Origin of the sequence: Pseudomonas sp. EpS/L25, assembly GCF_001512295.1 — a bacterium.
GTDB lineage: Bacteria > Pseudomonadota > Gammaproteobacteria > Pseudomonadales > Pseudomonadaceae > Chryseomonas.
This window is the reverse complement of record NZ_LNUP01000011.1, coordinates 104,849-118,259: the sequence shown is the minus strand read 5'-3', so window position 1 is coordinate 118,259 and position 13,411 is coordinate 104,849. Positions and strand designations below refer to the sequence as shown.

General features: G+C 59.1%; 10 protein-coding genes and 1 tRNA gene. 6 read left to right on the top strand and 5 right to left on the bottom strand.

Translation table 11 applies throughout. The features are described from left to right. Positions 1 to 285 precede the first annotated feature (285 nt). The 3 genes from AR540_RS09615 to AR540_RS09605 are packed head-to-tail and all read left to right on the top strand — an operon-like array spanning position 286 to position 4,748. Positions 286 to 2,046, top strand: coding sequence for a type I secretion system permease/ATPase (locus AR540_RS09615; protein ID WP_059228355.1), 1,761 nt, complete (start codon positions 286 to 288; stop codon positions 2,044 to 2,046). Next, positions 2,043 to 3,362: an HlyD family type I secretion periplasmic adaptor subunit gene (locus AR540_RS09610; protein WP_059228353.1), complete on the top strand. Its 1,320-nt coding sequence runs from the start codon at positions 2,043 to 2,045 to the stop codon at positions 3,360 to 3,362. The genes AR540_RS09615 and AR540_RS09610 overlap by 4 nt, the downstream gene beginning before the upstream one ends. Positions 3,363 to 3,365: 3 nt before the next feature. After that, the gene (locus tag AR540_RS09605) at positions 3,366 to 4,748 is read left to right on the top strand and encodes a TolC family outer membrane protein (protein ID WP_082706966.1); all 1,383 of its coding nucleotides are present in this window, start codon (positions 3,366 to 3,368) and stop codon (positions 4,746 to 4,748) included. A 70-nt stretch (positions 4,749 to 4,818) separates the two neighbouring features. Here AR540_RS09605 and AR540_RS09600 read toward each other — a convergent pair whose 3' ends face one another. Next, entirely contained in the window at positions 4,819 to 6,810 is a 1,992-nt protein-coding gene (locus AR540_RS09600; RefSeq protein ID WP_065242526.1) for a DUF4214 domain-containing protein, read from the bottom strand. A 149-nt stretch (positions 6,811 to 6,959) separates the two neighbouring features. Beyond that, a tRNA-Thr gene (locus AR540_RS09595) sits at positions 6,960 to 7,035 on the bottom strand. A 115-nt stretch (positions 7,036 to 7,150) separates the two neighbouring features. On the opposite strand from AR540_RS09595, the gene AR540_RS09590 reads away from it, so the two are divergent. After that, on the top strand, positions 7,151 to 7,495 hold the full coding sequence (locus tag AR540_RS09590; RefSeq protein ID WP_059228350.1) for a hypothetical protein: 345 nt from the start codon (positions 7,151 to 7,153) through the stop codon (positions 7,493 to 7,495). A 147-nt stretch (positions 7,496 to 7,642) separates the two neighbouring features. Here the strand turns inward: AR540_RS09590 and betA are convergent, their stop codons facing one another. From betA to betI, 3 genes are all read right to left on the bottom strand, one after another. Then, positions 7,643 to 9,385 carry a choline dehydrogenase gene (gene betA / locus AR540_RS09585; RefSeq protein WP_059228349.1) on the bottom strand — a complete coding sequence of 581 codons (1,743 nt, stop codon included), beginning with the start codon at positions 9,383 to 9,385 and terminating at the stop codon, positions 7,643 to 7,645. 92 nt (positions 9,386 to 9,477) lie between these two features. Continuing rightward, positions 9,478 to 10,950, bottom strand: a complete 1,473-nt coding sequence (gene betB, locus AR540_RS09580; protein WP_059228347.1) for a betaine-aldehyde dehydrogenase — start codon at positions 10,948 to 10,950, stop codon at positions 9,478 to 9,480. Positions 10,951 to 11,221: 271 nt separating this feature from the next. Next, entirely contained in the window at positions 11,222 to 11,809 is a 588-nt protein-coding gene (gene betI, locus AR540_RS09575) for a transcriptional regulator BetI (RefSeq protein WP_059228345.1), read from the bottom strand. A 195-nt stretch (positions 11,810 to 12,004) separates the two neighbouring features. Here betI and AR540_RS09570 point away from each other — a divergent pair, with 195 nt between their 5' ends. Continuing rightward, on the top strand, positions 12,005 to 12,415 hold the full coding sequence (locus tag AR540_RS09570) for a winged helix-turn-helix transcriptional regulator (protein WP_059228343.1): 411 nt from the start codon (positions 12,005 to 12,007) through the stop codon (positions 12,413 to 12,415). Further along, entirely contained in the window at positions 12,399 to 13,400 is a 1,002-nt protein-coding gene (locus tag AR540_RS09565; RefSeq protein ID WP_059228341.1) for an LLM class flavin-dependent oxidoreductase, read from the top strand. Before AR540_RS09570 ends, AR540_RS09565 begins: the two co-directional genes overlap by 17 nt. Positions 13,401 to 13,411: the final 11 nt, after the last annotated feature.

Below are 13,411 nucleotides of genomic sequence, written 5' to 3'. Positions count from 1 at the left end.
ACTGTTCACCCTGACGTCCGATCTGCATGGGCGTCCGCAGTCGCCGCCTGGTCGATATTTCACTGCTGGGATCATCGAGAGCCTCCTCTTCGCTCGTCTGCTTGGCGTCAGCAGGTCCAATCGCGATCCTCGGGCCCGGATATTTCTGCTCAATGGACTTGTTTAGAGGCTCGTTGGTATGTAAAGGCGTTAAGCGCTGTTTTATGCTACCCACGTGCGAACCGGTCTCGCTGTTTGCTCGATTTCATTTATAGGCGAGGTGTTTATAGATGTGGCTGAAAACTTATGTTTCTTTTCGATGAAGGTTCAGAAATAGGTCGTGCCCTGAAGCAGTGTCGACGTAGTTTCATGGCCGTTGGCTTCTTTAGTTTGTTCACGAATGTGCTACTGCTGGTTCCATCATTTTATATGTTGGAAGTCTATGATCGTGTGGTTAGCAGTAGAAGCGTCGTGACGCTAACCATGCTGACATTGATCATGGTGATTTTGATGGTCACCTACGGCGCTCTGGAGTGGATCAGGTCTCGTATATTAATTCGGATTTCTACGCGCTTGGAGTTGCTTCTGAGTGAACGAGTTTTCAATGCCAGCTTCAAGCGTGCCCTGTACTCCAATGGTAATGCCTCATCCACCCAGCCTATGAGCGATCTTTCAGGGCTGCGGCAGTTTTTGACCGGAAATGGCTTATTTGCATTCTTCGATGCACCTTGGATGCCAATCTATATCGGTATCATGTTTTTCTTCCATCCGTGGTTTGGAGTGCTGACCGTGTTTGGCGCCGCTGTCGCTCTGATGCTGGCTTTTGCTAATGAAAAAATGACCGGAAGTCGATTGGCGGAAGCTAACCGTGAGCATGCCTCTGCACTCAGCTTTGCAGAGAAAAGCCTGCGTAATTCCGAGGTCGTTGAGTCGATGGGCATGCTTCCCAATCTATTGAAGGGTTGGAAGACCTTCGGCTATCGCGTTCTGGCACTACAAGGCCGTGCGAGTGAGCTAGGCGGAGCGATTAGCAATATCTCGCGTACGTGGAGGCTCCTGCTACAGTCGTTCATGCTGGGTCTTGGGGCTTATCTGGTGATCAACAACGAAGTGACGCCGGGTGTCATGACGGCTGCCTCATTGTTAACCAGTCGCGCTTTGGCGCCCATCGATCAAATGATCGCTAACTGGAAGGGATTTATCACGGCACGCGGTCAGTACGCCCGACTCAACAACGTACTTCAGCAGATTCCCATCGACCCTCCTCGTATGCCGCTGCCCGAGCCCAAAGGAGACTTGCTCGTCGAGCAACTGGTGGTGACGCCGCCAGCTGGACAGTTACCAGTGATTAGAGGAATCAGTTTCAGAGCTCCTCCTGGCGCCTCCGTAGGGGTGCTTGGTCCAAGCGCCTCGGGCAAATCAACGTTGGCGCGTGCCTTGCTGGGTGTCTGGCCGGCCCAAGCCGGTAAGGTGAGATTGGACGGTGCCGATATCACTCAATTGGATCGTGCGGCGATCGGCTGTTCGATTGGATATCTTCCCCAAGATATCGAACTTTTTGAGGGGTCCGTCGCGGCGAATATCGCTCGTTTCAGCGAAGTGGACTCGCAGAAGGTAGTCGCTGCAGCAAAGTTGGCCGGTGTGCATGAGATGATATTACGACTACCGCAGGGGTATGACACCGTTTTAGGGGCACAGGCAGGTGTCTTGTCGGGCGGGCAGCGACAGCGTATCGGGCTGGCCAGGGCCGTATATGGCGATCCTAAATTAGTGATCCTTGACGAGCCCAACTCCAACCTCGATGACGTTGGTGAACAGGCGCTGGGCCAGGCGCTTTTGCAATTGAAGCGTAACGGGACAACCTTGTTTGTCGTGACTCACAGGGCGAACGTGCTGGCCTACGTGGATAACCTGTTGGTCCTTAGCGAGGGGCAGATATCTATGTCCGGCCCACGAGATCAGGTCCTGGCGCAGCTCCAGGCAAAACATGGCGTACCTTCACCCTCCTTGGCAGGATCGGGCAGCTTACCGTCCAAATCTGGAGAAGCTGGAGAGACTAGGGCATGAGCAGTCTTGATAGCGAGGCGGAGGCAGCGGGAATCAAGGTCGACGATAGGCCTATCTGCCGCTTGGGCTTCATCATCTTGTTTGTCGTATTTGGTCTTGGTGGAGGTTGGGCCGCGATTGCGCCTTTGAATAGTGCCGCCTTCACCTCTGGAACAGTTTCGGTCGATAGCCATCGCAAGACCGTCCAGCATCTGGAGGGCGGCATTGTTCGGGAAATTCGGGTTCGCGATGGGGACCGTGTCAAGGCGGGCGAGGTTCTCCTCGTGTTGGACAATACTCAGGTCAGTGCCGAGCGGGAGGCTGCTCGCAGCCAGCTCATCGCGGCACAAGCTCAGGAGGCGAGGTTGATCGCCGAGCGGGACGATGCCGATGATGTGGCGTTCATCGATAGTGATTTTTCCGCCCAGGATCGCCGGGTCCAAGAGGCGAGGGGGAGTGAGCGCCAGATTTTTCTAGCAGGACGTGCTGCGCGGCGTGGCGAGATAGAGGTGTTGCGGAACAAGGCGGCCGAGCTGGAGCAACAGATCAAGGGTTACCGCGAAGTCATCGTCAGCAAGGAGAGCCTTGTGAAGTCATATTCCAACGAGATCACGGATCTTCGCTCTCTATTGAAGGACGGTTTCGTCAGTAACGAGCGTTTGCGTGATCAGGAACGGAATCTGGCACGGCTGCAGGCTGAGATTGTTGATCAACGCTCATCCGTGGCCCGCGCCAACGTGCAGATCAGCGACATCCGCCTGCAGATCCTACAAAACACTCAACGCTTCAAATCCGAAGTTGCCAACAAGCTGGCGGACGTCCGTACTCATGTATATGAAGCGAGGGAGCGACTGAGCGCGTTGCAGGATCGGCTTGATCGCACCTTGGTAAGAGCCCCGGTAGACGGCATGGTGATGGGGCTAGCTGTGCATACGTTGGGTGGCGTAGTACAACCCGGAACGAATTTGCTCGATATTGTTCCCGAAGACGCCAATTTGGTAGTGGAGGTACATATCGATCCCAAGGATATCGATCGGATCGCTCTCGGTACCAAAGCGGAGATACGTTTCACTGCCTTCAGCAACGCGACTACTCCGATTCTCGAAGGCGAGTTGATCTACGTATCGGCTGATCGCCTCATCAATGATCGCGACGGCACGGCATATTATCTGGGGAGAGTGAGGCTCACGGAGCAGGGAATGAAGGATCTAGGCGTGCGGGAGCTGGTTCCTGGAATGCCGGCAGAAGTGTTGATCAATACAGGGTCGCGCACGATGTTGCAGTATCTGCTCAAGCCCGCTCGCAATGCCATGGCGCGCTCCATGATCGAGGAGTAGTGGATGAGGAACGTTCAGCGGGCGGTCCTGTGCCTATTGGTCTTCGGCCCGTTCCCAGCCTGGGTGCAGGCTGCCGAAATTGATAATCAGGCAGATAGCATCGACCTGTGGCACCTGTATCAAGAAAGCGTGCACTCTGATCCGCGTCTACAAGGCGCTGAGGCTCAGGTTCGAACCGGCGAGGGCCAGGAGCGTGCTTCTTTCGGGCAGCTTTTACCACAGCTAAGCGCCGGAGCCTCCAGCAGCCGCGTCAGGCGCGAAGAGGCTTTTCAAAATCAAAGGTACAATGGTGAGAACTATAGTCTTTCCCTTAGTCAGGCTCTTTACAATCCTGCTGCATGGAGAGGTTTCAAACGCTACAGCCAGCTAACTCAGCAGTACCGTGCACAGTATGACGATGCCAAAACCCAGTCAGCCGCAGACTTGGTACAGCGATATTTTGCGGCTTTGGCGGCGGACGACGGACTGGATCTTATCATTGCTCAGCGTATTGCAACGCAGCGCAGCCTGGACCGTATGCAGGCTCTTTTCGACAGACATATGTCGACTATCACAGATGTTCTTCAGTTGTCGGCCAAGGTTGACAGTTTGAAAACACAGGAGATCGAAGCGCGCAACCAAACCGTTGTCGCTCGTGAATCTCTTGCTGAACTGGTAGGCCGGTCTGTATACCAGTCGTTAAAGCGTCTCGATGAGAAAGCCCCTTTAGCCATGCCTCAGGGAACCGAAGAGCAGTGGGTCGGGTTGGCTGTTTCACGCAATCCGGCGCTGCAATCGAAACAACATGCGGTAGAGGCGGCCAATTCAGGTATTGCGGAAGCCAAGGCCGGGCATTTGCCAACCTTGAGTTTCAACCTGGGTGCGCAGCGCAGTGACTTTGTTTACGATAACGTGTTGGCGTCGTCGGCGATTAATACTTATTCCGCTACCATTAGTCTGCAAATACCACTTTACAGTGGAGGCTCTACGGCGGCTCGAGTTGCTAGCTCCTATGGTTCGCGTGACAGCGCTGAACAAGACTACGAAGCGATTCGACGCCAAGTGATAAAGGAAACACGCATGGCATACCTGAGGAGTAGAGCGGATTTGGCGAAAATCGCATCTTCGCGCTACGCTCTGGAGTCTGCGGTCAAATCACGCGAGGCCAGTGAGCGTGCACTCAGCCTAGGCGTTGCGACAGCGGTAGATGTGCTCAATGCCGTTCAACAGGAGTATTCCGCCAAAAGAGACTACCTACAGGCACGGTATGATTTCATAACAAATCAACTGGTGTTGCTGCGTTGGAGTGGCGGTTTCGAAGACATTGATGTTCAGAGGATCAATGGCTGGTTGAGTGTCTCGCATCCAGACGATAAGTCTGGTCAGAAGGCAACTGGGAAAGGGTAGAAGCGAGGAGAGTCTGAGCTCTTGGTACAAAAAAGACCCGCAGGCGCGGGTCTTTTGCTTCAGTGGCGTATCATACCCAGTCGCTATTACCGACTAGTTGAATGAAGCCGTCTTGACCTTCGGTACGGTTATGGTTTTCCTGCGAATCGGTAAAGGCAATCATGGCGTCTCCTCGGCTCAGGCCATTATCGAGCTGCGCTTTCCAATTGGCCAGGCCTGCCGCTTCTCCTTCTCTTCCAAGAATAGTGCTATACAGCTGTTTGGCAAAACCCAGGTTGTCGACAGCATTATAACGATTGGCAAATTCCTGTGATCTCGAAAAGCTATCTGCAATATCGTGGAATGCCATCCCATTTTTTTCTGCTTGAAACCAATTTTGTAGCCCTTGCACATCGGGGTTTCTACCAAATACGGTATATAGCCTGGCAATTTGGGCTTGATCAGCGTCCAAGATGAAAACATTTTTATCTTGGAAGCTCAAGACGTTCATGTCATGCAGTTCCAGCCTTTCGCTTCCGCTAACGGTATTGACGTAGACTTTATTGTCACTTGCGGAATCGGTAGAGCGTTGGTAGCTTTGAGACGTTCCAGTGAAGTAAAGAGTATCGACTCCGCCACCACCTAGCACAGTGCTTTGATTGCCATCCAGCACCAGTTGATTCTCGGCGATGCCGTCAGCATAACCGCTACCAAACACTACGCCCTTGATGATCGAGATGTCGGCGTCAGTCCAAGCACTGTGATTAGCTATTTGGACGAAGCCCGAGCTACCCTCGGTGCGAATCTTGTTTTCTGCCGAGTTGGTAAACTCGATCATCGCCTCGCCACGACTCATCCCGTGATCAAGCGCGTTTTTCCAGTTCGCGACCCCGCTGGAATCAGCGGTTCTACCCAGGATAATATTATAAAGTTGGTTGATAAAGCCGGTGTTGTCTACCGCGTTATACTTTATCGCAAACTCTTGGGACTGCGAGAAGGAATTGGCGATCTGCTTGAAGGTCATGCCGTGATCATGGGCATTTATCCAGTTTGCCAGTCCTTGATAGTCGGGTGTCCTATTGAAAACGGTGTACAGCCGCGCTATCTGAGCTTGATCTTCGGTCAGGACAAAAAGGGTTTTGTCATTAAAGAATAGCGCGTTGATATCGTGCAGGTAGGAGGTGTTTCCTGTCACTTTGTTAAACACTTTGAGAGAGCCATCAGTGGCTTGAGTGGTGAGCGTATAGCTCCCGTAATTTCCACTCATTATCAAGGAGTCTGCGTCTTGATAGCCGTATAACTGAGTGACTTTCCTATTGAAGCCCAGCTGGTATTCAAAGAATACGTCTCCGAGCGTGGTACCGCTGGAAACGCCGGCGCCCGTCGGACGATAGATGCTATCCGCAAGCAGGTCATCGTTGGCGGTCAACTGCTGATTCAGCCAGGTGGCGTTATCGCCCGTCAGCGCGGCATACCACGAGAACGTATCGTTTGCGTCACCGGCAGACAGCACGCCGCGGATTTGTCCATTTGCATCCAGCAGCGGGCCTCCGGATGCCCCGGAACCCAGGCCTCCATTCACCTCGTAGAGCGGGTAGCGCGAAAAGTAGGTTGAGTTTCCTACGTCCATCATGAGCCCGGTACCACTCGCGGGATAACCGAGCATCGTACCCGAGAAGCCCGAGGCGGTTGACGATGAGTAACCTAGCGAACCCGTGACGTTGCCGAGGTTCACCTCCAGACCTATCAGCGCGAGGTCATGACCCGATTCCTCCGGGCTTGGTGAACCATTACCGTCGGTATCCCAGTTGCCCGAATAGCCAATGACCCTGCTAGCCCCATAGGTGCCTAGTTCAGCAGAGAAGGCTCCCGTATGATCATCAACATCAGCGGCTGGCGTGACGACGATTTTTTTCGCCCAGCCGCCATATTTGGCGTCATACACCACATGTAGTGCGGTTAGGACGTCATTGGCACCGACAACGGTGCCGGAGCCGCGCAACACGGTGCCATCGGGAAAGTAGGTCTGGATGTAGCAAACCTGCTTGTAAGGGGATACGTTACGAACGTTTATCTCGATCATCCTGAAATACCAAAGAGCCCTTTGTGTCAGGAATGATACATAAGCAGATGTGACAGAGCGCACAAATCGGGAGCTGCCTATCGCAGCTTTTCGACCGTTTGCCGCTAGAGGTGAAGCGGAAAAGCCGACGCTAGATGGCTTTCGAGTGATGGTGCCGGCACCAGGAGTCGAACCCGGGACCTACTGATTACAAGTCAGTTGCTCTACCAGCTGAGCTATACCGGCAAGGGGAGGCCATTATAGCCATGGAAAAGCCCTTGTAAACCAAGGATGTGCGCTGGTTAAGCCAGGCATAAGTGCGGGGCGGTAAAATGGAAGCTGAAGCTGCAAGGAGCCTTTGATGAGAGCCAAGACCCTGGCCGTACTGGCCGCTGCACTGGCGGGTTGCACCAGCCAGGCGAATCTGGAGCGCAATCCGCCGATGGAGCTGCGCACGGGCAAGAGTGCCGAGGATTACCGGAGCTGTCTGGTTGTCGGGCTGGAGAAGGATGGGCGCCACGTGGAGGTCCAGCCGCAGGGCAACAGCCAGCGGGTGCTGGTGGACAGCAAGGTGCCTGGGGCGACCGCGGCAATCATCGATATCGGGTCGGCATCGCGCGGGACGCGGATCCAGCTGCGTGAGCAGATGGCGAACAATCCGCTGCGGCCGCGGACTATTTTGACGGCGGTGAAGGATTGTCTGTGAGGTGAGCGTTCGGACTACCCTTACCCCGGCCCTCTCCCGGAGGGAGAGGGGGAAGAGCGTGAGGAATGAGCTAAGGTAGTCTGAAAACCGAAAAACCAGCTACAAGAAGGGCGCCCATGAGCGCCCTTCCTGCGTTCACGCCTGAAGTCAGGCAGCCGGCTGTTCGCGGCGCTGCGGGACCGGCTCGGCGGCACGCTGACCGTTGACGTCACGCAGCGGGGTACCGCGCACCGGGGCGCCGTTGGCGACGTAGTAGGCAGCATTGCTGCGCGGCAGCGGGGCGCGGCCGCGGATTTTGTCGGCGATCTTCTCGGCGATCATGATGGTCGGGGCGTTGAGATTGCCCGTGGCGATGATCGGCATGATGGAGGCGTCCACCACGCGCAGGCCTTCCAGGCCGTGGACACGACCGGCACCGTCGACCACCGCCATGTCGTCGGTACCCATCTTGTTGGAGCAGGACGGGTGATAGGCGGTCTCGGCGTGGGAGCGCACGAAGGCATCCAGCTGGGCATCGGTCACGCAGTCACGGCCCGGGTTGATCTCTTCGCCGCGGTAGGGGTCCAGCGCCGGCTGTTGCATGATCTCGCGGGTGAGGCGGATGCCGTCGCGGAATTCACGCCAGTCCTGCTCGGTGCTCATGTAGTTGAACAGGATGCTGGGATGCTGGCGCGGATCGCGCGAGGTCAGTTCGATGCGGCCGCGGCTGGGCGATCTCATGGAGCCGACGTGGGCCTGGAAGCCATGGGCCTCGATGGCGTTGGTGCCGTTGTAATTGATGGCGATCGGCAGGAAGTGGTACTGGATGTTGGGCCAGTCGAATTCCTCGCTGGAGCGGATGAAGGCGCCCGCCTCGAAGTGGTTGGTGGCGCCCAGGCCGGTACCCTTGAGCATCCATTCCAGGCCGATCTGCGGCTGGTTGTACCACTTCAGCGCCGGGTAGAGGGAGACCGGCTGCTTGCATTCGTACTGCAGGTACATCTCCAGGTGATCCTGCAGATTCTGGCCAACGCCGGGCAGATCCAGCACCAGCGGGATGTCGAAGCGCCGCAGTAGCGGCGCGGGGCCGACGCCGGAGCGCTGCAGGATCTGCGGCGAGGCGATGGCGCCGGCGCAGAGCAGCACTTCATGGCGGGCACGCACGGTGATGGCTTCCAGGGAATCGCCCTTCATGTAGGCGACACCGCTGGCGCGCTTGCCGTCGAAGAGGATGCGATCGGTGGTGGCGTGGGTGACGATGGTCAGGTTCGGGCGACCCTTGGCCTGGTCCAGGTAGCCACGCGCGGTGCTGGAACGACGACCGTCGGGGGTGACGAAGCGGTCCATCGGGCCGAAGCCTTCCTGCTGGTAGCCATTGAGGTCTTCGGTGCGCGGATAGCCGGCCTGGACCCCGGCCTCGACCATGGCTTCGAACAGCGGATTGGTGTTCGGCTTGGCGGTGGTCACCGAGACCGGGCCGTCGCCGCCATGCCAGTCGTTGGCGCCGACGTCGCGGCGCTCGGCCTTGCGGAAGTAGGGCAGGCAGTCGAGATAGGTCCAGTCCTCCAGGCCGTCGAGTTGGGCCCAGTTATCGTAGTCCAGGGCGTTGCCGCGGATGTAGCACATGCCGTTGATCAGCGAAGAGCCACCCAGGCCCTTGCCACGGCCGCATTCCATCCGGCGGTTGTCCATGTGCGGCTCGGGTTCGGTCTGGTAGGCCCAGTTGTATCTCTTGCCCTGCAGTGGATAGGCCAGGGCCGCGGGCATCTGGGTGCGGAAGTCCAGGCGATAGTCGGGGCCGCCGGCTTCCAGCAGCAGGACGGTGACGTCCTGGTCTTCGGTCAGCCGGGTGGCCAGGACGTTGCCGGCCGAGCCGGCGCCGATGACGATGTAGTCGAATTCGTGTGCCATGAAGTTTCTCCTCCTGACGGTGGGTGGGACGGTGGCCCCATCCCCGGACCCCCTCCTGGCGGAGAGGGGAGAAAAGCGCTGCCTGGGGCGGCTCAGAAGATCGAGGCGTAGTCGCCCAGCTCGACCTGCACCGACTTGATGCGGGTGTAGTGGCCGAGGGTGGAGATGCCGTTCTCGCGACCGACGCCGGACTGCTTGTAGCCACCGACGGGCATCTCGGCAGGGGATTCGCCCCAGGTGTTGATCCAGCAGATGCCGGCTTCCAGGCGATGGATCAGGCGATGGGCGCGGGCCAGGTCGCGGGTCACGACGCCAGCGGCCAGACCGAACTCGGTAGCGTTGGCGCGACGGACGACTTCGTCCTCGTCGCGGTAGGCCAGGATGCTCATGACCGGGCCGAAGATCTCTTCACGGACGATGGTCATGTCGTCGCGGCAGTCGGTGAAGACGGTGGGGGTGATGAAGGCACCCTTGGCCAGGGCACCGTCGGTGGCCCGCTCGCCGCCGGTCAGCAGGCGGGCGCCCTCGGCGCGGCCCTTGGCGATGTAGTCGAGCACGCTTTCCATGTGGGCGAAGCTGACCATGGGGCCGAAGTTGGTCTCGGCGGCCAGCGGGTCGCCCAGGCGGATGCGCTTGACGCGTTCGAGGATCTTGGCTTCGAACTCGGCCTTGAGCGTCTGGGGTACGAAGACACGGGTACCGTTGGTGCAGACCTGGCCGGAGCTGAAGAAGTTGGCCATGACGGCGATATCGGCGGCGCGCTCGAGGTCGGCGTCGGCGCAGACGATCAGCGGCGACTTGCCCCCCAGTTCCATGGTGACTTCCTTGAGCGTCGAACCAGCGGCGCTGGCCATGACCTTCTTGCCGGTGTCCACGCCGCCGGTGAAGGAGACCTTCTCGATGCCGGGATGCTCGGTGATGGCAGCGCCGACCTCACGGCCCTGGCCATTGACGACGTTGAACACGCCAGCGGGCAGCCCGGCCTCGGTGTAGATCTCGGCGAGCTTCAGGGCGCTCAGCGGGGTGACTTCGCTGGGCTTGAAGATCATGGCGTTGCCGGCGGCCAGGGCTGGGGCGGATTTCCACAGGGCGATCTGGATCGGGTAGTTCCAGGCGCCGATACCGGCGACCACGCCCAGCGGCTCGCGGCGGGTATAGATGAAGGAGGTCTCGCGTAGCGGGATCTGCTCGCCTTCCAGGGCGGGGATCAGGCCGGCGTAATACTCGAGCACGTCGGCACCGGTGACGATGTCGACGGCCTGGGTCTCGGACAGGGCCTTGCCGGTATCCAGGGTTTCCAGCAGGGCCAGTTCGTCGTTGCGCTCACGGAGGATGTCCACGGCCTTGCGCAGGATGCGCGAGCGCTGCATGGCGGTCATCGCGGCCCAGACCTTCTGACCGGCAGCGGCGGCTTCGACTGCCTTGTCGACGTCGGCGCGGCTGGCGCGCTGGACGTTGGCGAGGACTTCGCCGGTGGCCGGATTGATGGTTTCGAAGGTGACGCCGCTGGTGGCGGCGACGTAACGGCCACCGATGTAGAGCTGCTGTTCGGCGAAACGGGCCATGACGATCTCCCAAGCTGGGCGGGCGCCGTGGCACCCGCGAGGAACACAGGGGGAGCGAGAGGCGAGGCCTTTCTGCTCCAGCGATGAATCCAGTCTACTTAATTTTTATTGAACGTTCAATCAATGAAAAATTCGCGGTCGTGCGGAGACGGCTCGATGGGCGGTCTAGATAGGCTTGGGCGCGACGGCAGCGGATCGGCAGAAAGGGATGCAGCGGGCGGGAGACAGGGGCGGAGCACCCTGCCATCGATGACGGCAGGGGTGGGGGCGGTCAGGCCTTGGCCAGTTGCAGATCCAGGTAATCGTAGGCGATCTGCAGGGCTTGCTGGGTATTGAAGGTGTCGCCTGAGAGGGCGCCACGCAGCCAGAGGCCGTCGATGATGGCGGCCAGGCCGCGGGCGGCGGCGCGGGCCTGGTCGCGAGGCAGCAGGCGGCGGAATTGCCAGCAGAGGTTGGAGTAGAGGCGCAGGTCGTTGATGCGTTGCAGCCGACGCAGGTTGGGCTGGTGCATGCTGGTGGCCCAGAAGGCCAGCCAGGTCTTCATGGCCGGCCCGCTGACCTGGGTATCGTCGAAGTTGCCCTGGATGATGGCACGCAGGTTGGCAGTGGGATCGTCATCGGGAAGAACTGCCCGCCGTTCGCGCACGGCCTGGCGCAGGGCATTCATCAGGTGCCGCATGGTGGCTTCGAGCAGACCGTTCTTGTCTTGGAAGTAGTGGCTGATGATGCCGTTGGAGACGCCGGCCTTACGGGCGATGAAGGCGATACTGGCATCGCCCATGCCGACTTCGTCGACGGCTTCGAGGGTCGCGGCGATCAGCTGCGAGCGGCGGATGGGTTGCATCCCGACCTTGGGCACGGAGCGTCTCCTTAAATGGAGCGGAAGGAGCCTCCGAGGGTAACTATTTTTTATTGAACGTTCAATCAATAAAAAACACTACGATCTTCTGGATTGTGCCTTGGCTAAGGTCCCAGCACCAGCCCTGACGGGTGGTTACTTTTAATAACCGCCTGAAAGGCGTAGGCTGGAGTCAGTTCTGCTTCGAGGATCGTCATGGACGCCGTGGTCAGTCGTATCTCCAGTCGCCGTCGTTTGCATGCCCATGCCTGTCCGATCCGGGATGTGCTGGATCGGATCGGCGATGCCTGGTCCCTGCTCACGTTGTTCACCCTGGAGGCCGGTCCGCTGCGCTTCAACGAATTGCGCCGGCGCGTCGACGGTATTTCCCAGCGCATGCTCAGTGTCACCCTGCGCCAGCTGGAGCGCGATGGCCTGATCTCGCGCACCGTGACGCCGAGCAAGCCGCCCCAGGTGGAGTATGCCCTCACTGCGCTGGGCCAGAGCCTGATGGTGCCGGTAGGCGCCCTGGCCGCCTGGGCGTCCGCGAAGCAGCCTCTCATTCAGCGCCACAGGGCGGCCTACGACCAGGCCGCCGAGGAGATCCCTGATGACTCGTCTCTCTAAGACCGCCCTGTCGGTCCTCGACCTCGTCCCCATCCGCGACGATGGCGATGCGACCCAGGCGCTGCACAATGCCCTGACCCTGGCGCGGCATGTCGAACAGCTCGATTTTTCCCGCTATTGGGTGGCGGAGCACCACAACATGGATGGTATCGCCAGCTCCGCGACCAGCGTGTTGCTGGGCTATCTGGCCGCCGGCACCAGTACCCTGCGCCTGGGCTCGGGCGGCATCATGCTGCCCAACCATGCGCCGCTGGTGGTGGCCGAGCAGTTCGGCACCCTGGCATCGTTGTATCCGGGGCGGATCGAACTGGGCCTCGGCCGCGCACCGGGTTCGGACCAGCGCACCGCCTACGCCCTGCGCCGCGACCGTCTGGGCAGTTCCGACGACTTCCCGCGGGATGTGGAAGAACTGCAGCATTATTTTGGCCCGCAGCAGCCCGGCCAGGGCGTGATCGCCATGCCCGGCGTGGGCACCGAGGTGCCGATCTGGTTGCTGGGTTCGAGTCTGTTCAGTGCCCAATTGGCGGCGGCCAAGGGCCTGCCCTATGCCTTCGCCTCGCACTTCGCACCGCGCTACGTGCACGAGGCGATCCGCCTGTACCGGGAGAATTTCCAGCCGTCCAAGACGCTCGACCGCCCCTATGTGATGCTCGGCGTGCCCCTGGTGGCGGCCGACAGCGACGACGAAGCCAATTACCTGGCCACCACCGTCTACCAGCGCATCCTCGCCCTGTTCCGCGGCGATAGCCTGCGTCTGCAACCGCCGGTGCGCAGCATGGAGGGCGTCTGGTTGCCCCACGAGAAGGAGTCGGTGTCGAGTTTCCTCGGCATGGCGGTGATCGGCGGACCGGACAGGGTACGGGAGCGCCTGGAGCTGCTGCTGGAGAAGACCGATGCCGACGAGCTGATCTTCACTTGCGACGTCTATGAGCAGGCGGATCGCTTGCGGGCGTTTTCGATCCTGGCGGATTTGAAGGGCGGTTGATGGCAGCGATT